The following is a 21233-nucleotide window of genomic DNA, read 5'->3' as shown; positions in this document are numbered from 1 at the left end:
TGCGCTACCGCGCCGCGAGGGACGGCGTTGGTGTCGCGGCGTGGGGGTCTCGCACGGCGCGGGCGCTCCATCGGCCGTGCTCGCGGGTGACCGCGATCGGGTACTCGAAGGCACGGGTGATGGTTTCGGTCGTCACGACATCCTCGACCCGCCCCGCACGGATGGCCTTGCCGTGGGAGAGGACCAGGGCGTGGGTCGTGGACTCGGGGAGCTCCTCGAGATGGTGGGTGACGAGGATCGAGGCCAGGTCGGGCGCCGTGTGGGCGAGCGCGTCGACGGTTTCCAGGAGCTGTTCGCGGGCCGCGACATCCAGTCCGGTCGTGGGTTCGTCAAGGAGCAGCAGCCGGGGGTCGGCGGCCAGCGCGCGGGCGATGAGCGTCCGGCCGCGTTCGCCCTGTGACAGGGTGGGCCAGATCGCGTCGCTGCGCGAGGAGAGCCCGACGCCGGCAATCAGGGACCTTGCTTTCCGGACCTGCTCGGCCGTCGGCACCCAGCGCATGGGCGTCTCGATGGTGCCGGTGATGCCGGTGAGGACGACTTCCGTGACGGTGAGGGGCGAGCGCAGCGGGTGGCGCGGGTTGACGTGCCCGATGTCGCGGCGCAGCGCTTGCAGTTCGACGCGCCCGAGCCGGCGTCCCAGCACGTCGACCGTGCCGGAGGTCGGATGGGTCAGCGCGCCGCAGAAGCCGAGGACGGTGCTCTTGCCGGCGCCGTTCGGCCCGAGGAGCGCCCAATGCTCTCCCGCTCGCACGGTCAGGTCGATGCCGTGGAGGATGTGCGTGCCCTCCCGGCGAAACGTCACATCGCGCAGTTCGAGAACGCTGCTGGTCACGCGAGCCCCTCCGTCAACGACAGCAGGTGTGCCCGGCTCCGGTCGGCGGCGGCGACCGCGTCGCGGCCGGCGATGGCGTCGGCCAGGCGGGCGTGAGCATCGTGGTCGGCGTCGCTTCCGAACTCGGCGCGGATGCGGAGCATCTCGACCATCGCCTGCCGCAGCCGCGGGGTGAAGCCGTCGAACAGCTCCGTGAGGATCGGGTTGTGGGCGGCCGCGACGACGCTGCGGTGGAAGCTCATGTCCGCGTCGACGTGGTCCTCGATGTCCGACCGTCGCGCTTCGCGGGCGGCGAGGGCTCGGCGAATGGCCCGCAGGTCCGCGGGTGTGCGGCGATGCGCGGCGAGGGCGGCGGCCTCCGTCTCGATCGCGATGCGGGCCTCGATGACGGACAGGATGCCGGCACGGCGCAGCACCGCGTCCCAGTCTTCGGCGACGTCGAGCGAGGCGACGAATACGCCGGCGCCCTGGCGGGAGGCGAGCACACCGCGCCCCGCGAGCTGACGGATCGCCTCACGGACGGTCGAGCGGCCGACCCCGAGCTGCGGCGCCAGCGTGGTCTCACCGGGGAGCTTCCCGCCGAGCTGCCACTCGCCCGATCTGATGCGCTCCAGCAGGAGCTCCGCGGCCTGATCCGCGAGCGGCATCCGCCTGACCTGTGCCATGCGCGATCCTCCACTTCTCTGCTTGTCTGAGGAGTTGCGCTAGAGCCTACCCTGCCTCCTCCGCCGCACCGGCAGGCCGCCGGGGCACCTCATGGTTGCGGGTTGTCGCCGGGCAGTGGTACCGGCTGGCCCCCGCCCGCCCTGGTCAGCGTGTTGCCCGACCAGGCGGTGACGCTGGCCGGATCGTTGACGGAGAACGCGCCGTAGATGCCACCCCATCGGTGATCCGCGTCGCCGTACCAGCGGTTGCCGGTCACCTGGACGTTGCGTACGCCGCCGCACCGGCAGTAACCGTCGGTACGCACGTAGAGGGCGTACGATCCGCCGGGCCTGAACGTGTTGTCGGCGATACGAACCTGGTCGATCGGGCCGAAGTCGCTGACGACATTCAGGACGGTGCCGAGCCCTTCGGCGCCGGTCATGTCGATCCAGTTGTGCGCGATCGTGACCGGGCCGCCGGAGAGGACGCTCAGGCCAAAGGAACGGGTGTCCCGGCCCGAGGTGCTGACCTTCGGCGTGTGGATGTGGTTCCACTCGATCTGGGCCGATCCTCGCACCGAGATGTTCTGAGTGGTGCCGGTGAACTCACTGAACGTTATCTTGCCGGTGCCGGCGATGATGACCGGCAGGGTTTCGCCGGTAGTGCCGGACCCGTCGACGAGGACGTGGTTGAGTTCGATCTGACCGCCCTTGCCGATCATCCCGGTTCCGTCGTCGCCGACGTTCACCCGGATCCAGCAGTTCGTCAGTGACAGCCGCCCGGTCGCCTCGACCCGGATCTGCCGGGTCACCACGCAGTTGGACTGCTGGTAGGAGCCGGTGACCACGGCCGGGCCGGCGTACGGGGTCAGCGACTCCTTCGCAACGGTCAGGCCGGGCCTCTCCGGGAACGTCATGGTGCCGACCCGGAACCCGGTACGGCTCGTCGAGCCGGCGCCGGACGGGGTAGCGACACCCGCCGGTGGAGCGGCGGCGGTCGCCGGTCCAGCGGGCGACGGCGCGGCGGACGCCGAGGGCACCGGCGGCGTCGGGTCCGCACCGCTCGGCATGGGCTCGCGGGCCGGGCGCAAGGCGAACATCGTCGCCGCGGTGACGGCGAGAACCGACACGGCGGCGGCAACGGAGGCGGCGACGACACGGCGACGACGGCGGGCCCGGCGGCGGCGCAGTCCGTGAGCGACGATGTCACCGACTGTCGTCTGGATCGGCGGTTCGTCGGCGAACAGGTCGGACGCCACATCGGACAGCGCACGTTCGATACGTGGGTTCACCCTGGGCTCCTTCCTCGCGTGGCGTGCTCGGCCGACAACAACTCGCGCATGGTGGCAAGGCCCCGCGCGGTCTGGCTCTTCACCGTGCCCGTGCTGCACCCCATGGCCGCGGCGGTCTCTTCCACGCTGAGTTCTTCGACAAAGCGCAGTACCAGCACCGCACGGCGCCGCGCCGGCATCCGGGCGAGGGCCTCGCGCAGCACCATCCGGTCGACGACGCCTTCGTCCGGTGCATGGCCTACGGTGTCGAGCGGATACTGCGCCGGCCGTTCGCGACGCCACGGCCGCCGCGTCTCGTCGATCACCGCCCGGACGAGCATCCGGCGCACGTACGCGTCCAGGTTCTCGACCAACCGCGACTTGCGCCACGTCTCGAACAGTTTGGTCAGCACCGTCGAGGTGATGTCTTCGGCAAGATGCCAGTTGCCGCACATCATGTATGCGAGCCTACGGAGCGGCACCAACCGGGCGGCGGCGTACTCCTGGAACTGGCGCACCTCGTCGTCGGACACCCATGGACCTCCCGCACCCGCGCCCGGTGGACGGCACGAAATGATATACGACTTAGACCCATGCGTCCGGCCCGACCACAATCGCGGTCGGGCCGGCTCGCGACGATGGTGGGCCGAACGGTGCTGGCTAGCCGATCGCGGCGCCGGTGTCGTCCCACACCGCACCGCCGCCAGGGCATGAGGTCGCCGGCCCCCAGTAGCCGCCCTTGGCGAAGTAGGTGCGGGCTACCCGGTTACCCGAGAAGGCCAGCCGGCCGCCCACAGGGCCGCCACTGGTGGTACCGCAGTAGATGGTGTAGCCGCCGCCCGCCACCAAATTGTCCACGATGGACACGTCACGGATCGGTGCCGTGTTGGTCGACATGAGGATGGCGGAGGTCTGACCGTACGGCACCCGGATGGTGTTGTGCTTGATGGTGATGTCGTGTCCGCCGTCGGACTGGAACCCGTCGTAGTGCGGCCCATCGGCCGGACCGCCGGCGGCGACGTCACAGAACGAGTCCACGATGGTGACGTTGCCCCCCGCGTGGGCACAGTCCGAGCCACCGTGGAACCACACCCGGCGGGCGGTGTAGCCGTCGAAGGCGATGCCCTTGGTGTCATAGCCGGTGAGGATGATCTCCACGTCCTCGAGCACCGCGCCGCGACGGTTCATCGACCGCACTACGTACCATCCGCAGTTCTTACCCGAGCCGATGCGTGACCGCGTCACGATCACGTTGTCGGCGTCGATGATGAGGCACCCGGTCACGTCCAGCCCGGTGTAGGTGCCCGCCTGGCTGATGGTGTAGTCCCCGTTGTGCGTCCTCAGGGAGGTCCCGGCGGGTACACCGGTGTTGGTCTCGTCCGGCCAGCCGCACTTGGACGGCTTGGACATGCAGCCGAGTTGTGCCGGTCCACCGGTGCGGCTCGGGGGCGCCTGCGGTGTCGTCGCGTTCGGCGAAGGCGGCTGCGACCGTACGGGGGGCGGCGATGATGCCGCCGGTGATTTCGCGCTCGGCGATCCCGCCGAAGGCGGGGTGGATGCTTCGCCGAAGAGGCCGGCGCAGTCGGCCAGCCATTCCCGCGCGTGTTGCGACAGGCCCTCCGTGCCCATCGCCTGCCGGTCGGTGCACCATTGGCCGAGCTGCGACTGGGGCAGATCCGGCACCGCGAGATCGACCGGCGCGGCTTCGAGGGCCGTGTGCGCGCCGCCACGGTGCTGGAACATGTATACGCCGCCGATCGCCGTCAGCAGGGCGGTGAGGAGCGCGAGGGGCACGATGAGCCGCAGGTTCCGTCTGCGTGCATGCAACAAGACGTCTCCGGTTGTGTTGAGAAGAGGTTGGTACCTGGCCTGTCTCGCGCGGGCGAACCACGGCACGCACGAGAGTCGGCTCCTAAACGGAAGCGCCGGCCGATAGGTTGCCCGCGATCACCAAAAATTTTTCGCCGAGCCTCGCCGCGATCCCGGGCCACGACGGAGAGGCGCGCGGTAGCCCCACAGCGCGAGCCCGAGCGGCCCCGCCATCGTGACCGCGACGCCGGCCAGCGCCGCCGGTCTCAGCCGCTCCCCCAGCGCGGTCATCGCCACGAGTGTCACCACGATCGGCACCGTGCGGCGGTGCCGAGCCGGCCAGTCACGGCCAGGACGCCGGGTCGGGCGGCGCCGCGGCGGCCACCACGACCAGGCCGCAGGCCACCCGCCCGGCACCGGCCAGGGTCAGCCCGGCCAGTTCGTCATCGATGCTGTCAGTGACGGCGTTCCAGGCGGCGTGGACGACCGCCGCGACCAGCACGGCCGCGGTCGCGGCGCCGGCGTCGCGAACCGCTCACAGAACGCCTCCGTGTCCGCCGCGGAGATCCCGGTGCCGACGGGCCCGTCCAGAGGCCAGCAGCTGACGATGAGCGGGATGTGCACGTCGTAGATGAGGTTGAGCGAGGTCAGGACGGGCGAGGCCCATGGCGACGCCGACTGGCGGAGTTCTCGCGCGGCGCCGGCAGGTGGGACAGCCTCCGGGTCAGCTCGGTCGGCGGTCCGTCAAGCAGGACTGTGAACCTTCGACGGTGGTGGATCACGGCCAGGCGTGCAGCGCCGGCAGCTCGCCGGGCGGGGTGACGGACGGCGTGACCGCGGCGGGCCGGCCGGAGATCCAGGCGGCGAGCGCGGTCAGCGGCGCGGTGACGACGACGTCGGCGCCGGGGTTCAAGGCCAGCCCCGCGTCCGTGGCCACCAGCCCGACGCCCGGCTCGGGCCCGAGGCGGGTCTGCAGGTAGGTCACGACGTGGGCGGACAGCGCCGGGCTCCACTGCTCGCTGGTGTTGTCGAGGGCGAGGTCCACGCCGTGCAGCGCCGACTCCCGCCACCAGGCGAACTGGGTGGCGATGAGCGGCGAGTCGCGGTAGGCGCACGGCCGGTCCCAGTCCGCGGATCCGAGGGCGGACCAGGCGTCCTCGAGGTCGTCCAGGCCGGTGATGGCGTGGTTGCGCAGCCACTCGGCGTCGCGGCTGTGGTTCTCCTCGATCGACTTGTCGCGGGTGGGCCGGCCACCGTCGTACACCTCGATCGTCTCGCCGCGCTGGGCGTAGCGGGCCTGCCGCGCGAACGCCCGCGACAGGTCGCCGAGGTGGACCAGAACGTGGGCGCGGCTCCAGCCGGGCAGTCCGCTCGGCGCGCGGACGCCGTCTTCGTCCAGGCCGGCGATCGCCGAGCGCAGCCAGGCGTGCACGGTGCCGATCTCGGCGAGCCGGCCCGCGATGTCGAGGGTGGACTGCTCATCGGTCATGGTGAAACCCTTCTGCGGTCCGGGAGGCCTCAAGCGGCATGAAGACGACGCACTGCAAGTATCCATGAGATGAGCGTAAAAATCCGACCGCCTCGCCGCCGGTGACGCGGCTGCGTCAGCGCCGGGCGGCGGCGATGACGGCCGCGCCCAGGCGCTGGTTCTCCGGGCCCGGGTAGCCGAACCGGCGCCGCACGTATCCATAGGCGACTCCCGCGTCGGCGTCGGCCCAGGCGACCGAGCCGGTCGCGCCGGTGTGGCCGATGGTGCGCCGCCCGAGGTACGCGTGCTCGGCCGGGAGGTTCTCGAAGCCGAGCGCGAAGTGGTCCTCCTGCCCGGTGACGAGGTCGGTGCCGAGCGAATACGGGGTGGCGAACTCGGTGATGGTGTCCGCTCGCAGCAGCGCGGGCCGCCCGTCGAGCGGGCCGACGGCGGCCGCGTACATGCGGGCCGCGCCGCGGGCGTTGCCGACGCCGCCGGCCGAGGACGGGCCGAGCGAGCGCACGAGCCGGGTGTTGCCGAAGTCGAGGAGGTCGAACTGCTCCAGGTTGAAGGCGATGGCCAGCAGCGAACCCGGATCGGCCGGCGGGGCCGGGTGCAGCGCCGGCAGCAGCGGGCGGAACCGCGGCTCCAGGTCCTCGGGCAGGCCCATCCACAGCTCCAGCCCGTAGGGTTCGCGGAGGCGCTCGGTGTACCACTGCTGCACCGAACGCCCGGTGACGGCCCGCAGCTCGGCGTCCAGCAGCGCCCCAATGACCAGGCCGTGGTAGCCGTAGGCGGTGCCGGGCTCCCAGAACGGCTTCTGCTGGGCGAGCCGCGCGGCGACGATCCGGTCGTCGGCCGCCTCCTCGATGGTGAGCCCGCCGTCGACCCCGATCAGGCCGACGCGGTGGCCGAGCAGTTCGCGCACGGTGAGCGGGAACGGCACGCTGCGGGCCTGGGCGTCGAGGTCGAACACGCCGTCCTGGACCAGCACCGCGGCAACGAGGTGCGCGGCGCCCTTGGTGACCGAGAAGACGCCGGTCAGCGCGTCCCCGGCGGCCTCGTCGCCGCCCCAGAGGTCGACCACGAGCTCGCCGTCACGGTAGACGGCGAGCTGGGCGCCGGGATCCTCCGGCTCGGCGGCCAGGAACGCGGCGAACTCCTCCCGCACCGGCTCGAAGCCCGGCGCGACACTCCCCCGTACCTCAGTCATGGCACCTTCCTTGTTCAGCCGCGCCGGAACAGAATCTCGCGCCGCCATGAGTCGCGGGGCTCGCGGTGCAGCGCCGCGAACTCCTCGGCGATGATGTCGGGGTCGTACGCCGTGCCCGGGGCGACGACGTCGCTGACGGTGACGGTTGCGACGTGCAGGCCCTGCGGCCCGTACTGCTCGTGCAGCAGCTCGGCGACGGTCCGCAGCCCGGCCTTGCCCAGCGACAGCGACGCCGCGCCCGGCTTCGCCTCCGGCATGCCACCGGTGAACAGCAGCGACCCTCCGCCGCTCGCCACCATTGCGGGTGCGAGGTGGCCGGCGACCGTGACGCCGCCGACGACGTTGACGGCGAGGGTGTCCAGCAGCTGCGCGGCGGAGAGCTCGCCGAGCGCGTCGTAGCGGACGTGGGCGGCGTTGTACAGTACCACCTCCGGCACGCCGATGGCGGCGACGGCCTCGTCCAGCGCCGCGCGGATCGCGGGCTCGTCGGTCACGTCGGCGACGAAGCCATGCACCGCCACCGACGCCGCGCCGCGCACGGCCTCGACGGCGGCGCGGACGGTCGGCTCCGAGCGGGCTACGAGCGCGACGGGCAGGCCGTCGGCAGCGAACCGGCGGGCGGTGGACGTGCCGATCAGCGGACCCGCGCCGACGACGATCAGTCCGGCCATGTACTGCTCCCCTGTTGTGTGCGTGACGCGTACTTTAATGCTCAATCTATAGGAATACTGTGAAATGCGCCCTCAGCCGCGACCACGTCTGGGTGGGTTTTCCCACCACAGCTCCGGGTAGGCAAAGCATGCCACCGCAGGGATGCCGCGCGTGCCAGTTCGCGCGCCCGGCCAGTACGGCGGAGGAGTGACACCGTGCAGACGATGACGTCCCGCTCACCGCGGGGAAGCACCGACCGTACCCGCGACGGCGTGTGCCCGGTGGCCGGCCGGCTCGTCGCCGACCTGGAGCGCGTGCGGCTCACGGTGCCGTTCGTCGGGCGAGTGAAGCTGCCGCCCGCCCCGGACCTGGCGTTCTACACCACGGTCGGGGCGCTGGCGGTGGCGGGCCTGCTGGAGTGGCCGGTCGCCGCGGTGGTCGTCGGGGGGCATCTGCTGGCCAGTGTCCGCAGCCGCAGCCTTCGGGAGGTGGGTGAGGCGCTGGAGGAGGCCTGAGCGCCCCGCCCCACGGCCACGCGGCGAGCGGTCAAGCCCCGGATGTCCCGGCGCTGGTCAGCCACTCGGTGAGGACGGCGGCCTGGCTGTGTTCGACATCGTGGGTGGCGGTCAGCAGCGTCACCTTGTCGTGGTCGGCGATGTCTCGCAGATGGTCCACGGCCTGCCGCCGCGCGGGCTCGCGCAGTTCGGTGAAGTAGCGGCTGCGGAACTCGGCGAAGCGGCTGGGTTTGTGGCCGTACCAACGGCGCAGTTCGGTGGACGGGGCGACGGCACGCAGCCACTCGTCGAGATGCGCGTCCGACTTGCGCATCCCCCGCGGCCAGACGCGATCGACAAGCACCCGCTTGCCGTCCTCGGGCGAGGATTCCTCGTAGATCCTGCGGTAGGTGATGTCCTTGGTCATGGCAGTACTCCCCGGTTGACCGCACCCGTGTGAGCCAGTGGACGTCTCCTTCCATCATCCGCGCCGGGCGGACGCCCGGGGATGTGTCGAGCACGTGGACCTGGGTAGCGCGCGTGAGAGCAGCAGCGTCAGATCCAGGCCGCACGGCCAACCGCGCGGGTATGTCCGGCTCGATCGGGGAAGCGGACGCCATATGACACCGCCCATTCGCCTGATGCTCGCCGACGTCGACGGAACCCTGGTGACCGGCGACAAGGTGCTCACCGACCGTGCCGCCGAGGCAGTACAGGCGCTGCACGCCGCCGGCATACTGTTCGCGGTCACCAGCGGCCGGCCGCCACGAGGCATGTCGATGCTGATCCAGCCGCTGCGGCTGAGCACCCCGATCGCCGCGTTCAACGGCGGCCTCTTCGTCAACCCCGACATGTCCGTGATCGAGCAGCATGTCATCCCGCCCCAGGTGGTTGCCCCGGCGATCGCGCTGCTGGAGTCGTTCGGGCTGGGCGTCTGGCTGTACCGCGGCGCCGACTGGTTCGTCCGCGACCTGAGCGGGCCGCACGTGGACCGCGAAGCGTGGACCGTGCGGTTCCCGCCGACCCTGGTGACAGGCTACGACGATCTCACCGAGGACATCGCCAAGATCGTCGGCGTGAGCGACGACCACGATGCGGTCGCGGCGGCCTCCTCCGCCGCGCAGCAGCGGTTCGCGGAGCACGTCTCGGCCGCCCGCTCCCAGCCCTACTACCTGGACATCACCCACCCCCGAGCCAACAAGGGCACGGTGGCCCAGTACCTCGCGTCCAGGTACCGCATTCGGGCCGAGCAGATCGCCACGATCGGGGACATGCCCAACGACGTGCTCATGTTCGCCCATTCGGGGCTCAGCATCGCGATGGGCAACGCCGGCGCGCAGGTGCAGCGATGCGCGCGCCGGGTCACCACCAGCAACGACGACGAGGGCTTCGCCAACGCGGTCCAGCGATACGTGCTGCCCCGCGGTTGAACCGGATCAGCCCCGCTTCTCCGCGTGGCCGCCGAACTCGCTGCGCATCGCGGAGAGCACCTTGTCGGTGAACTCGCCGAGCCCACGCGACTCGAACCGGTCCATCAGGGCCGTGCTGATCACCGGGGCGGGCACGCTCTCGTCGATCGCCGCCTGCACGGTCCACCGGCCCTCACCGGAGTCCGAGACGCGCCCGGTGAAGTCGTCCAGCCGGGGCGAGCGGGCCAGCGCGTCGGCGGTGAGGTCGACCAGCCACGATCCGACGACGGAACCGCGCCGCCACACCTCGGCGACCTCGGCGACGTCGATGTCGTACTGGTAGGCCTCCGGGTCGCGCAGCGGTGCCGTCTCGGCGTCGACGATACGGGTGTTCTTGCCCGCGTTGGCGTGCCGGATGATCGAAAGCCCCTCGCCGATCGCGGCCATCATCCCGTACTCGACGCCGTTGTGGACCATCTTCACGAAGTGGCCGGCGCCGTTGGGCCCGCAGTGCAGGTACCCCTCGGGGGCAGTCCCGTCACGGGTCCGGCTCGGCGTGAGCTCAGCGCTACCGCGGCCCGGCGCGATGGTCTTGAAGATCGGGTCGAGCCGCCTGACCGGCGCCTCCTCGCCGCCGATCATCAGGCAGTAGCCGCGTTCCAGACCCCACACCCCGCCCGACGTACCGCAGTCGAGATAGTGGATCTGGTGCTCGGCGAGCTGCCGGGCGCGGACGAGGTCGTCGTGGTAGAAGGAGTTCCCGCCGTCGATCACCACGTCGTCCGGGTCGAGCAGCGTCACGAGCTCGTCAAGCGTGGGCTGCACGGCCGCGGCCGGCACCATCAGCCAGACCGCCCGCGGCTTGTCGAGTCTGGCCACCAGGTCCGCGAGCGAGGTCGCGCCGGCCATGCCCTCATCGACGAGCTGCCGCACGGTCCGCTCGGTGCGGGCGTATCCGACGCACCGGTGGCCGTCCCGCATGAGCCTGCGGACCAGGTTCGCGCCCATCCTGCCCAGCCCGACCATACCGATCTGCATGGGTCTCTGCGTCGTCATCACGATGCTCCCATCAGGCGACCGCGCCGCGTTGCATGGAGATCCTTTCCATCAGGTCGTTCCAGGCCGCGACGAACTGCTTCGCTCCGTCGGACTGCAGTTTCGCGGCGAGGCCGGCCACGTCGACGCCGGCGTCACGGAACCGGTCCAGCATCACGGCGAAGTCGCCGCCGTCGGCGGGCATCGGCTCGCCTATCTCGCCGTGGTCGTAGAACGCCTGCAGTGTCGCGTCGGGCATGGTATTGATCGTGAACGGCGCGGCTAGCCCGTGGACGTAGAGCGTGTCGGAGGCCGCCGGGTCCTTGGTCCTGGTGCTGGCCCACAGCAGCCGCTGGACGCGCCCGCCGGAGTTCTGCACCCGCTGCACCCGGTCGGAGTCCATGAGCTGCCGGTACGCCCGGTAGGTGGCGAGCCCGACGGCGAGCCCGAGCTCATCCTTCAACTCCTCCGGCACGCGGGTGGCGACCGCGACATCCCAGCGGGACATGAAGACGGAGGCGACCGACTCGACGGCGGGATCGAGCTGGCGCTCGAGCCGGCGCTCGACGCCGGCCAGGTAGGCGTCGGCGGCGGCCTCGTACTGCTCGGGCGAGAACAGCAGGGTGACGTTGATGGGTACACCGGAGGCGACGCACTCGGTAATCGCCGGCAGGCCCTCGGCCGTTCCGGGGATCTTGATCAGCAGGTTTGGCCGGGCGGCCTTCGCGTGCAGCGACTTGGCGGCCTCGATCGTCCCCGCCGTGTCGTGGGCGAGCAGCGGCGACACCTCCAGCGACACCCAGCCGTCCACGCCGTCGGTGCGCTCGTGCACCGGCAGGAACTCGTCCGCCGCCCGCCGCAGGTCCTCGATCGCCAGCTCGTAGAACAGCTCCTCGTCGGACAGCCCGATGCCGGACTTCTCCCGGATCGCGTCGTCGTAGTAGCCGGACTCGATCGCCTTGTCGAAGATCGACGGGTTCGACGTGAGCCCGGTGATCGAGTATTTGTCGATGTAATGCTGGATCTGGCCGGAGTCGAGCAGGCCCCGGGTGATGTTGTCCAGCCAGAGGCTCTGCCCGTGCTCGTGCAGGGTCTGGGTTGCCTTCACGTCCCCTCCTCGCCGGCTCCGGATGCGGCCGTCTCGACGGTCAGGTGTTCGCGGCCACTTGTTCCCGGGCCGCCTGCGTCACCCGTTCGGGCGTGAACCCGAACTTGGTCAGCAGCTGTTTGAGTGGCGCGGAGGCACCGAAGGTGTGCATGCCGATGATCGCGCCGGAGTCGCCCACGTACCGTTCCCAGCCGAGCGTGGATGCCTGCTCGATCGCGACCCGGGCCCGCACCGACGGGGGCAGCACCTGATCGCGGTACCGGCGTGGTTGCCGGTCGAACAGCTCCCAGCACGGCATGCTCACCACCCGCGCCGCGATCCCGCCGCCGGCGAGCTCGTCGCGCGCCGCGAGCGCCAGCGCCACCTCCGAGCCGCTGGCCAGCAGGATCACGTCCGGCTCGCCCGACGGCGGGTCGGCCAGCACGTACCCGCCCGTCGCGACCCCGGCCGCGGCGGCCAGCCGGCTGCGGTCCAGGGTGGGCAGCGGCTGCCGGGACAGCACGAGCGCCGCCGGCTCGCGCCGCAGCCCGGCCACGACCCGCCACGTCTCGACCACCTCGTTCGCGTCGGCCGGGCGGAACACCAGCAACCCCGGCATCGCCCGCAGCGACGCGAGATGCTCGACCGGCTGGTGCGTCGGCCCGTCCTCGCCGACCCCGATCGAGTCGTGGCTGAAGATGTGCAGCGTCGGGATCTCCATCAACGCCGACAGCCGGATCGCCGCGCGGGCGTAGTCGGAGAAGATCAGGAAGCCCGACCAGTACGAGCGCAGCTTGGACAGCGCCATCCCGTTGGCGATCGCCGCCGCCGCGTGCTCGCGGACGCCGAGGTGGAAGTTGCGTCCGGACCGGTCGCCGGCCTGGAAGTCGCCGGCGCCGGGGAAGGTGAGGCGCGTCTTGGTGGACGGGGCCAGGTCGGCCGACCCGCCCAGCAGCCACGGCACCGCCCGCGCGAGCGCGTTGAGCACCTGACCCGAGGAGTCGCGGGTCGCCAGCCCCTTCGCATCGGGCGGGAAGGTGGGCAGCGCATCCTGCCACCCGTCCGGCAGTTCCCGTCGCTGCATCCGCTCGATCTCGTCAGCCAGCCGCGGATACCTGCTGCGGTACGCCGTGAAGCGCGACCGCCACGCGTCGTGTGCCGCTCTGCTGCGCGCACCGATACCTCGGGCGAACCAGTCGTACACACCGTCCGGGACGTAGAAGCCGGCGTCCTCGGGCATGCCGAGGAAGCGCTTGGTCTCCCGGACGGCCTGCGGGCCGAGCGGCTCGCCGTGTGCCTGCGCGGTGTCCTCGACCGGGGAGCCGTACCCGATGTGGCTGTGCACCACGATCAGCGTCGGCCGTTCGTGCTCGGCCTGGAAGTTGTGCAGCGCCCGTTCCACCGCGTCGAGGTCGTTGGCGTCCGCGACGGTCGTCACGTTCCAGCCGTACGCCAGGAACCGCTCCGCCACGTCCTCGGTGAACGTGATGTCGGTGTGGCCCTCGATCGTCACCCGGTTCGAGTCGTAGATCCAGCACAGGTTCGCCAGCCGCTGATGACCGGCGAGCGAGGCCGCCTCCGACGCGACGCCCTCCATCAGGTCGCCGTCCCCGGTGATCGAATACACGTCGAAGTCGAACAGGGTAAGACCATCCCGGTTGTACCTGGCCGCCAGCCACTGACCGGCGATGGCCATCCCCACCGAGGTCGCGTCCCCCTGGCCGAGCGGCCCGGTGGTGGTCTCGACCCCGCTCGTCCACCGGTACTCGGGGTGGCCGGGACAGCGCGAGTCGAGCTGCCGGAACGTCTTCAGGTCCTCGAGGGTCACCGAGGGACGGCCGAGGATCTCGTAGTCCGGGTCGACCGCGCGCACCCCGCTCAGGTGCAGCAGCGACCACAGCAGCGCCGACGCGTGCCCCTCGGACAGCACGAACCGGTCCCGGTTGGGCCAGATCGGATCGGCCGGGTCGAACCGCAGGAACCGCTGCCACAGGGAGTACGCGACCGGCGCGATCCCCATCGGGGTGCCCGGATGTCCGGACTCCGCTCGCTGGATCGCGTCCATGCACAGGCCGCGGATGGTGTTGATGGACAACGTGTCCAGATCGATAGCCGTGGTGGTCACCATGACCTCCAGGGTCGTGGATCTTGCGCCGGCATCGGCGCTTCGGCGTCTCACCCGTACGAGACAAACCAATATCCACAGGGTCCCGGCAGACTCACCCGGACCGAGCGATTGTCCTCGGTCGTCTTCACCGAACTGCTACAAAGCCATCACCACATCTGGCCGCGACTGTGGTTCCCTGCACCCATGACACTGCCGAGCAGCACGCTGCGCGCCGCGGACGAGATCGCCTACCTCGACCACGCCGCCGCCAGCGACGTCGGACGCCAGTACAAGCACGATCTCCTCGCGGCGCTGGACGTGCGGCCGGGCAACGTTGTCCTCGACGTCGGCTGTGGACCAGGCACCGACCTCCCGGCGCTGGCCGGCGCCGTCGGCGACACGGGCACCGTCATCGGCGTCGACCACGACCCCGCGATGCTCGGGCAGGCCCGGCAACGAACCGCGGCACATCCCCGCGTGGAGGTCCGAGCGGGCGACGCCCATGCGCTGCCCCTCGACGACGCCGGCGTCGACCGCGCCCGCGCCGACCGCGTGCTGCAACATCTGGCCAACCCGGCGCAGGCGCTGGCCGAGCTGCGGCGGGTCGTCCGCCCCGGCGGCCTGGTCGCGCTGGCGGAACCGGACTGGGACACCCTCGTCATCGACGACCCCGATGTCGCAACCAGCCGGGCCTACACCCGCTACATCACCACCAGCGTCGTGCGGAACGCGGCCATCGGCCGGCAGCTTGCCCGGCTCCTCGGCGGCGCCGGGTTCGAGATCGAGTCCGTCGACGCCGCCGTCGTCCTGTTCCGCGACTACCGGACCGCGGACACCATCCTGCGGATGCCGTCGGTCGCCCAGCGCGCCTGGCAGGCCGGCGCTCTCGACGAAGAAGCCGGACGGGCCTGGCTCGCCCGGCTGACCGACGGCCCGTTCCTGGCCGCGTTCACGTTCTTCACCGCGATCGGCCGCGTTCCCGCCACAGACGGCTGAGCGGCGTTGGCCGACGGCCGGGGCAGGCGTGGGAGTCCCACGCCTGCCCGGCGGAGCACTTACCCCAGGTCGACGCTGGGGTAGAGCGGGAACGGCGCGAGCAGCTCCGTTGCCTGCTTGCTCACTCGGTCGGCGAGGGCCGGGTCGAGCCGGTACTTGGCCTTGGAGCCCTCGTCCGGTGCGGTGCCCGCCAGGACGGTGTGGATGAGCTCGGCGATCTGGTCCATCTCGGCGGTGCCGAGGCCCCGGCTGGTCAGGGCCGGTGTGCCGATGCGGATGCCGGAGGTGTACCAGGCGCCGTTGGGGTCGTTCGGCACCGCGTTGCGGTTCGTGACCACGCCGCTGTCCAGCAGCGCCTGCTCGGCCTGGCGGCCGGTGAGCCCGAACGGGTGCACGTCGATGAGGACGAGGTGGTTGTCGGTACCGCCGGAGACCAGCTTCACGCCGCGGGAGAGCAGGCCCTCGGCGAGCGCCTGGGCGTTGTTCACGATCTGCTGCGCGTAGGTGGCGAACTCCGGCCGGCGGGCCTCGGCGAACGCGATCGCCTTCGCGGCCATGACGTGCGACAGCGGGCCGCCGAGCACCATCGGACAGCCGCGGTCGACCTGGTCGGCGAGCTCCGGCTGGGCCAGGACAGCGCCGCCGCGCGGGCCGCGGAGGCTCTTGTGCGTCGTCGTGGTGACGATGTGGGCGTGCGGGACCGGGTCGAAGTCGCCGGTGAAGACCTTGCCGGCGACGAGCCCGGCGAAGTGGGCCATGTCGACCATGAGGGTGGCGCCGACCTCGTCGGCGATCTCGCGCAGCGTGGCGAAGTTGACCCTCCGCGGATACGCCGAGTAGCCGCCGACGATCACCAGGGGCTTGAACTCGCGCGCCGTCTCGCGCAGGGCGGCGTAGTCGATCTGCCCGGTGGCCGGGTCGACGCCGTAGCTGCGCTGGTCGAACATCTTGCCGGAGATGTTCGGCCGGAAGCCGTGGGTGAGGTGGCCGCCGGCGTCCAGGGACATGCCGAGCATCCGCTGGTTGCCGAACGCGGCCCGAAGCTCGGCCCACTCTGCGTCGGTGAGTTCGTTCACCTGCCGCCTGCCGAACTTCGCCAGATACGGTACCTCGACCCGGTCGGCCAGGATCGCCCAGTACGCGACGAGGTTCGCGTCGATGCCCGAGTGCGGCTGCACGTAGGCGTACGGGGCGCCGAAGAGGGCCTTGGCGTGCTCGACGGCGACGGCCTCGACGGTGTCGACGTTCTGACAGCCGGCGTAGAAGCGGCGGCCGATCGTGCCCTCGGCGTACTTGTCCGACAGCCAGTTGCCCATGGCGAGCAGTACCGCGGGCGAGGCGTAGTTCTCGCTCGCGATCAGCTTGAGCGACTCGCGCTGGTCGGTCAGCTCCTTCGCGATCGCGTCGGCGATCCGCGGCTCAACGGCGCGGACGGCCTCCAGCGCGGCGCGGAAAGCAGTCGATTCGGCGTTCACAATCACTCCAGACGTGGAAAATGGGGCCCGCCCGGCCCGAGGGTTGGCAGCCGCCGCGGACCTCGGCGGCCGCGACGAGGTGCCGACCTCAGGGTAGTCCCGGGTCTTCGGGCCACGGTCGGGGTGGACCCACAGGCGCCGGGCCGCTCAGAAGTCGTCGTCGAAGCTGACCGTGCCGGTGACGCCGACCTGGTAGGCCGAGACCCGGCGCTCGAAGAAGTTCGACAGCTCCTGCACGTCCTGCAGCTCCATGAACGCGAACGGGTTGCGGCTGCCGTACAGCGGGGCGATGCCCAGCAGCGCCAGGCGCCGGTCGGCGACGTGCTGCAGGTACTCCCGCATGTCGGCCAGGGACAGCCCGGAAATGCCCTGTTCGAGCAGGTCGGCGGCGAACTGCACCTCGCAGTCGACCGCCTCGGCCAGCATCTGCCGCACCTGACGTTCCATCTCGGCGTCGAACAGATCCGGCTCCTCGGCGCGGACCGTGTCGACGACGTCGAACGCGAACGCCATGTGCATCGACTCGTCGCGGAACACCCAGTTGGTGCCGGAGGCGAGGCCGTGCAGCAGCCCGCGGGAGCGCAGGTAGTACACGTAGGCGAAGGCGCCGTAGAAGAACAGGCCCTCGATGCACGCGGCGAAACAGATCAGGTTGAGCAGGAACGCGCGCCGGTCGTCGCGGGTCTTGAGCTCCCGCAGGCCGAAGATCGAGTTGATCCACTTGAAGCAGAACTCGGCCTTGCGGGCGATCGACGGGATGTTCTCCACCGCCGCGAACGCCGCGAACCGCTCGGCTTCATCGGGGACGTAGGTGTCGAGGAGGTTCAGGTAGAACTGGACGTGCACGGCCTCTTCGAACAACTGCCGCGACAGGTACAGCCGGCCCTCGGGCGAGTTCACATGCTGGTACAGGTTCAGCACGAGGTTGTTCGCCACGATCGTGTCACCGGTCGCGAAGAACGCGACGAGGCGCGAGACCAGGTGCCGCTCGGCCGGGGACAGCTTCGGCAGGTCGGCGAGGTCGGTGTGCAGGTCGACCTCCTCCACGGTCCAGGTGTTCTTGATCGCGTCCTTGAACCGGTCGAAGAACTGCGGATACCGCATCGGCCGCAGCGTCAGGTCCATGCCGGGGTCGAGGAGGCTCACTGGCACGCCTCGCAGGACTCGGGGTTCTCCAGGGAACAGGCGACGGCCTCGGCGGGCGGGGCGATCAGCGAGACCGCAGGTGCGACGGATACGGTGGCCTGCTGAATCCGGGTGGCCGGGCGCGAGCGCAGGTAATAGGTGGTCTTCAGCCCCGACTTCCAGGCGTGCAGGTACATCGAGGACAGCTTGCCGATCGTCGGGGCACTCATGAACAGGTTGAGCGACTGCGACTGGTCGATGTAGGGCGCCCGGGTGGCGGCGAGGTCGATCAGCGCCCGCTGCGGCAGCTCCCAGGCCGTGCGGAACAGCTCACGGATCTCCGCCGGCAGTTCGGCGATGCTCTGCACCGAGCCCTCCGCGCGCTTGATCCGCTCGCGGATCGCCGAGGTCCACAGCCCCCGGGCCTTGAGCTCGCGCACCAGGTACGTGTTGATCTGCAGGAACTCCCCCGACATGGTCTCGCGCTTGAACAGGTTGGACACCTGCGGCTCGATGCACTCGTAGCAGCCGGCGATCGACGCGATCGTCGCGGTCGGGGCGATCGCGACGAGCAGCGAGTTGCGCAGCCCGTGCTCGGCGATGCTGGTCCGCAGCGCCGCCCACCGCTCGGCATGGGCGGGTTCGGCGTCCCAGAGGTCGGGGTGCAGCACGCCGCCCGCGGCGCGGGTCTCGGCGAACGCCGGGTGCGGCCCGAAGTGTTCGGCGAGGCCGGCGGAGGTCTCCAGCGCGGTGAGCAGGATCTCCTCCTGCACGCGCGTGGACAGCTCCCGGGCCTCGGGCGAGTCGAACGGCAGCCGCAGCGTGAAGAACGCGTCCTGCAGGCCCATCAGGCCGAGGCCGACCGGCCGCCAGCGCGGGTTGGACGTGGCCGCCTGCGCCGACGGGTAGTAGTTGATGTCGATGACCCGGTCGAGGAAGACCACGGCAGTGCGGACGGTCTCGCGCAGCCGCTCCCAGTCGACGCCGTCGGCGGTGACGTGGGCGCCGAGGTTGATCGAGCCGAGGTTGCACACCGCGGTCTCGTCGTCGCTGTTGACCTCGACGATCTCGGTGCACAGGTTCGACAGGTGGATGGTGTTGCCCGGCGCCCCGGTCTGGTTCGACAGGGCGTTGGAGCGGTCCTTGAAGGTCATCCAGCCGTTGCCGGTCTGCGCGAGGGTGCGCATCATCTTGCCGTACAGCTCGCGGGCCTTGACGGTCCGGACGGCCCGCTTCTCCGCAGCCCGGTACGCCTCGTCGAACTCGGCGCCGAACAGGTCCGGCAGCTCGGGCGCGTCGGACGGGTCGACGAGCGACCAGTCGGCGTCGGCCTCGACGCGGCGCATGAACTCGTCCGGGATCCAGTTGGCCAGGTTCAGGTTGTGGGTGCGGCGGGACTCCTCGCCCGTGTTGTCCCGCAGCTCGAGGAACTCCTCGATGTCCGGGTGCCACGGCTCCAGGTAGACGCACGCCGCGCCCTTGCGCCGACCGCCCTGGTTCACCGCGGCGACGCCGGCGTCGAGGGTCTTGAGGAAGGGCACGATGCCGTTGGATTTCCCGTTGGTACCGCGGATCAGCGCGCCCCGCCCCCGCACGCGCGACCACGAGATGCCGATGCCGCCGGAGAACTTCGACAGCTTCGCCACCTGGTGATACCGCTCGTAGATCGAGTCCAGCTCGTCCCGCGGCGAGTCCACCAGGAAGCACGACGACATCTGGGTGTGCCGGGTGCCCGAGTTGAACAGCGTCGGCGAGCTCGGCAGATACGCCAGGCTGGACATCAGCCGGTAGAACCCGATCGCCTCCGCCGGCGTCTGCGACAGCCCGCACGCCACGCGCAGCAGCCAGTACTGCGGCGTCTCGACGACCAGCCGGGTCTCGGGGTGGCGCAGCAGGTATCGGTCGGCGACCGTGCGCAGGCCGAAGTACTCGAAACGCAGGTCCCCGTCGAGGTCGACGGCGTCGTCGAACTTGCGGGTATTGCGGGCCACGAACGCGGCCGTCTCGTCGCCGATCAGCCCCTGCTGGTGGCCATAGCGGATCGACTGGCTGAAGCTGGCGATGCCCTGACCGCGGACCTCCTTGTCGACGAACGAGGCCAGGAGCCGGGCGGCGAGGCGGGAATACTGCGGCTCCTCGCCGATGAGCTCGGCGGCGGTCTGGATCGACAGCTTGTCCAGCTCGGCGGTGGTGGCGCCGTCGTAGAGGCCGCTGATCGTCTTCGTGGCCACCCGCAGCGGGTCGATCTCGTCCAGGTCGCCGACCCACCGCTCGACGGCCTTGACGATCTTGTTGACGTCGACCGGCTCCAGGTCGCCGTCGCGTTTGCGGACCTGCATAGCATGCCGCCGCTGCTCCGGCGCTCCCTGCCCGGGCGCGGCCTTGTCCCGCGTGACCGTCATGTGTGTCCCCTCGTCCACCCGTGTGCCGACTCCGGAGGGGGCGCGCAGGGGACGACGGCACCGGACGACGGCATGCGCCGTCATCTGGCGTCGGCATCGACCGTCCCGCGCGGTCTCCGACCACTGCGGGCCCGATTGGCCCGCGGTGCGCTGGCAGGTCTTCGGACTCGCGGGCATGACCGGGCTCGGTCGCCTACCGACCGTCGCTTCCCAGACCCTGCGGCCCAGTGCTTGATGACGGCTTTCGTTCCCACTTACCGCTGCGGGGCAGTCCCGGACTCACACCGGATTCCCTCTTGCGACACCCGTCCTGGCGGGACGAGCGAACCAGCTGCGGGCAACACCATATATGGGATTCGCTGAGAATCGGAAACACCAGATCGTGTGTCGGCGTGTCGCCTACATCGCATCACCGTGCGTGATGCCCGGGTGGAGGTGACCCCGGCGGCGCACTGGGCCGCCGGGGTCGTGCGGGCGGACGACGGTGCGCCCGGCCGGGTCAGGCGGCCCGTGCCGCGGTCACGGCGGCGTAGCGGGCCTGGACGTCGGCCCAGTTGACGAGGCCCCAGAGCCGGTCGACGTAGTCCGGGCGGACGTTCTTGTACTGCAGGTAGTAGGCGTGCTCCCAGGCGTCGAACACCAGCAGCGGGGTGGAGCCCTGCCCGACGTTGCCATGGTGGTCGTACACCTGCTCCACCAGGAGCCGCCGGCCGAGCGGCTCCCAGGCGAGCACGCCCCAGCCGGAGCCCTGCACGCTCTTGGTCGCGCTGGACAGCTGGCCCGCGAACGCCTCGAACGAGCCGAAGTGCTCGGTGATCGCGTCGGCGAGCTCGCCGTCGGGGCGGTCGCCGCCATCGGGCGAGAGGTTGTTCCAGAAGACCGAGTGCAGCACGTGCCCGGACAGGTTGAACGCCAGCGTCTTCTCGAGCCCGACCAGGGCGCCGAAGTCGCCCTTCTCGCGCAGCTCGGCAAGCTGGTCCAGGGCGTCGTTGCTGCCCTTGACGTAGGCGGCATGGTGCTTGCTGTGGTGCAGCTCCAGGATCTGCCCGGACATCGCCGGCTCCAGGGCGCCGTAATCGTAGGCCAGGTCGGGCAGCGTGTAGACAGCCATCCGCGGTCCTCTCCATTTTATGCCAGTAAATTGCTTCTGCAATTATCTTGCAATAAGCCGGAGAGGGGCACGGAACGGAAGGTGATGCGAAGCACAGGCGAACG

At 70.6% G+C, this 21233-nt stretch carries 21 protein-coding genes and 1 riboswitch; of the genes, 3 read left to right on the top strand and 18 right to left on the bottom strand.

Annotated elements, in window-relative coordinates:
• Positions 1-4: 4 nt before the first annotated feature.
• The 10 genes from ABT297_RS12240 to ABT297_RS12195 all read right to left on the bottom strand — a co-directional run bounded on the left by ABT297_RS12240 (position 5) and on the right by ABT297_RS12195 (position 7908).
• On the bottom strand, positions 5-832 hold the full coding sequence (locus tag ABT297_RS12240) for an ABC transporter ATP-binding protein (RefSeq protein ID WP_350547985.1): 828 nt from the start codon (positions 830-832) through the stop codon (positions 5-7).
• Entirely contained in the window at positions 829-1497 is a 669-nt protein-coding gene (locus ABT297_RS12235) for a FadR/GntR family transcriptional regulator (RefSeq protein WP_350547983.1), read from the bottom strand. Before ABT297_RS12235 ends, ABT297_RS12240 begins: the two co-directional genes overlap by 4 nt.
• An 89-nt stretch (positions 1498-1586) precedes the next feature.
• Positions 1587-2768: a hypothetical protein gene (locus ABT297_RS12230; RefSeq protein ID WP_350547981.1), complete on the bottom strand. Its 1182-nt coding sequence runs from the start codon at positions 2766-2768 to the stop codon at positions 1587-1589.
• On the bottom strand, positions 2765-3280 hold the full coding sequence (locus ABT297_RS12225; protein ID WP_350547979.1) for a SigE family RNA polymerase sigma factor: 516 nt from the start codon (positions 3278-3280) through the stop codon (positions 2765-2767). Before ABT297_RS12225 ends, ABT297_RS12230 begins: the two co-directional genes overlap by 4 nt.
• Before the next feature lie 127 nt (positions 3281-3407).
• Entirely contained in the window at positions 3408-4541 is a 1134-nt protein-coding gene (locus ABT297_RS12220; RefSeq protein ID WP_350547977.1) for a hypothetical protein, read from the bottom strand.
• 153 nt (positions 4542-4694) lie between these two features.
• Complete coding sequence (locus ABT297_RS12215) at positions 4695-4865, bottom strand: hypothetical protein (RefSeq protein ID WP_350547975.1); 171 nt, start codon at positions 4863-4865, stop codon at positions 4695-4697.
• Positions 4866-4899: 34 nt separating this feature from the next.
• Positions 4900-5058, bottom strand: coding sequence for a hypothetical protein (locus ABT297_RS12210; protein ID WP_350547973.1), 159 nt, complete (start codon positions 5056-5058; stop codon positions 4900-4902).
• A gap of 276 nt (positions 5059-5334) precedes the next feature.
• A complete protein-coding gene (locus tag ABT297_RS12205) occupies positions 5335-6045 on the bottom strand; it encodes a maleylpyruvate isomerase family mycothiol-dependent enzyme (RefSeq protein WP_350547971.1) in 711 nt (236 codons plus the stop codon).
• Between the two features lie 115 nt (positions 6046-6160).
• A complete protein-coding gene (locus tag ABT297_RS12200; protein WP_350547969.1) occupies positions 6161-7237 on the bottom strand; it encodes a serine hydrolase domain-containing protein in 1077 nt (358 codons plus the stop codon).
• A gap of 14 nt (positions 7238-7251) precedes the next feature.
• Entirely contained in the window at positions 7252-7908 is a 657-nt protein-coding gene (locus tag ABT297_RS12195) for an SDR family NAD(P)-dependent oxidoreductase (protein WP_350547967.1), read from the bottom strand.
• Between the two features lie 195 nt (positions 7909-8103).
• Here ABT297_RS12195 and ABT297_RS12190 point away from each other — a divergent pair, with 195 nt between their 5' ends.
• Positions 8104-8403, top strand: coding sequence for a hypothetical protein (locus ABT297_RS12190; RefSeq protein WP_350547965.1), 300 nt, complete (start codon positions 8104-8106; stop codon positions 8401-8403).
• A gap of 31 nt (positions 8404-8434) precedes the next feature.
• On the opposite strand, the gene ABT297_RS12185 is transcribed toward ABT297_RS12190, so the two are convergent.
• Entirely contained in the window at positions 8435-8809 is a 375-nt protein-coding gene (locus ABT297_RS12185; RefSeq protein ID WP_350547963.1) for a DUF488 domain-containing protein, read from the bottom strand.
• A gap of 193 nt (positions 8810-9002) precedes the next feature.
• On the opposite strand from ABT297_RS12185, the gene ABT297_RS12180 reads away from it, so the two are divergent.
• Positions 9003-9812 carry a Cof-type HAD-IIB family hydrolase gene (locus ABT297_RS12180; protein ID WP_350547961.1) on the top strand — a complete coding sequence of 270 codons (810 nt, stop codon included), beginning with the start codon at positions 9003-9005 and terminating at the stop codon, positions 9810-9812.
• 6 nt (positions 9813-9818) lie between these two features.
• On the opposite strand, the gene gnd is transcribed toward ABT297_RS12180, so the two are convergent.
• From gnd to tkt, 3 genes are read right to left on the bottom strand one after another with little or no spacing between them, the layout of a single operon-like run.
• Positions 9819-10847: a phosphogluconate dehydrogenase (NAD(+)-dependent, decarboxylating) gene (gene gnd, locus ABT297_RS12175; protein ID WP_350547959.1), complete on the bottom strand. Its 1029-nt coding sequence runs from the start codon at positions 10845-10847 to the stop codon at positions 9819-9821.
• A 13-nt stretch (positions 10848-10860) separates the two neighbouring features.
• A complete protein-coding gene (gene tal, locus ABT297_RS12170; RefSeq protein ID WP_350547957.1) occupies positions 10861-11934 on the bottom strand; it encodes a transaldolase in 1074 nt (357 codons plus the stop codon).
• A gap of 40 nt (positions 11935-11974) precedes the next feature.
• On the bottom strand, positions 11975-14041 hold the full coding sequence (gene tkt, locus ABT297_RS12165) for a transketolase (RefSeq protein ID WP_350547955.1): 2067 nt from the start codon (positions 14039-14041) through the stop codon (positions 11975-11977).
• Positions 14042-14224: 183 nt separating this feature from the next.
• Between tkt and ABT297_RS12160 the strand changes: the two genes are divergently transcribed.
• Complete coding sequence (locus tag ABT297_RS12160; protein ID WP_350547953.1) at positions 14225-15016, top strand: methyltransferase domain-containing protein; 792 nt, start codon at positions 14225-14227, stop codon at positions 15014-15016.
• Positions 15017-15075: 59 nt separating this feature from the next.
• On the opposite strand, the gene ABT297_RS12155 is transcribed toward ABT297_RS12160, so the two are convergent.
• The 4 genes from ABT297_RS12155 to ABT297_RS12140 form a co-directional block, all read right to left on the bottom strand.
• Positions 15076-16497, bottom strand: coding sequence for a glycine hydroxymethyltransferase (locus ABT297_RS12155; protein WP_350547951.1), 1422 nt, complete (start codon positions 16495-16497; stop codon positions 15076-15078).
• 141 nt (positions 16498-16638) lie between these two features.
• Positions 16639-17616, bottom strand: a complete 978-nt coding sequence (locus tag ABT297_RS12150; protein ID WP_350548070.1) for a ribonucleotide-diphosphate reductase subunit beta — start codon at positions 17614-17616, stop codon at positions 16639-16641.
• 17 nt (positions 17617-17633) lie between these two features.
• On the bottom strand, positions 17634-20018 hold the full coding sequence (locus ABT297_RS12145; protein ID WP_350547949.1) for a ribonucleoside-diphosphate reductase subunit alpha: 2385 nt from the start codon (positions 20016-20018) through the stop codon (positions 17634-17636).
• Positions 20019-20153: 135 nt separating this feature from the next.
• Positions 20154-20365: riboswitch (cobalamin riboswitch) on the bottom strand.
• Between the two features lie 152 nt (positions 20366-20517).
• A complete protein-coding gene (locus tag ABT297_RS12140) occupies positions 20518-21129 on the bottom strand; it encodes a superoxide dismutase (protein WP_350547947.1) in 612 nt (203 codons plus the stop codon).
• Positions 21130-21233: the final 104 nt, after the last annotated feature.

Origin of the sequence: Dactylosporangium sp. NPDC000555, assembly GCF_040300025.1 — a bacterium.
GTDB lineage: Bacteria > Actinomycetota > Actinomycetes > Mycobacteriales > Micromonosporaceae > Dactylosporangium.
Note: the sequence above shows the minus strand (reverse complement) of the source record. Positions and strands in the feature narration are given on the sequence as shown.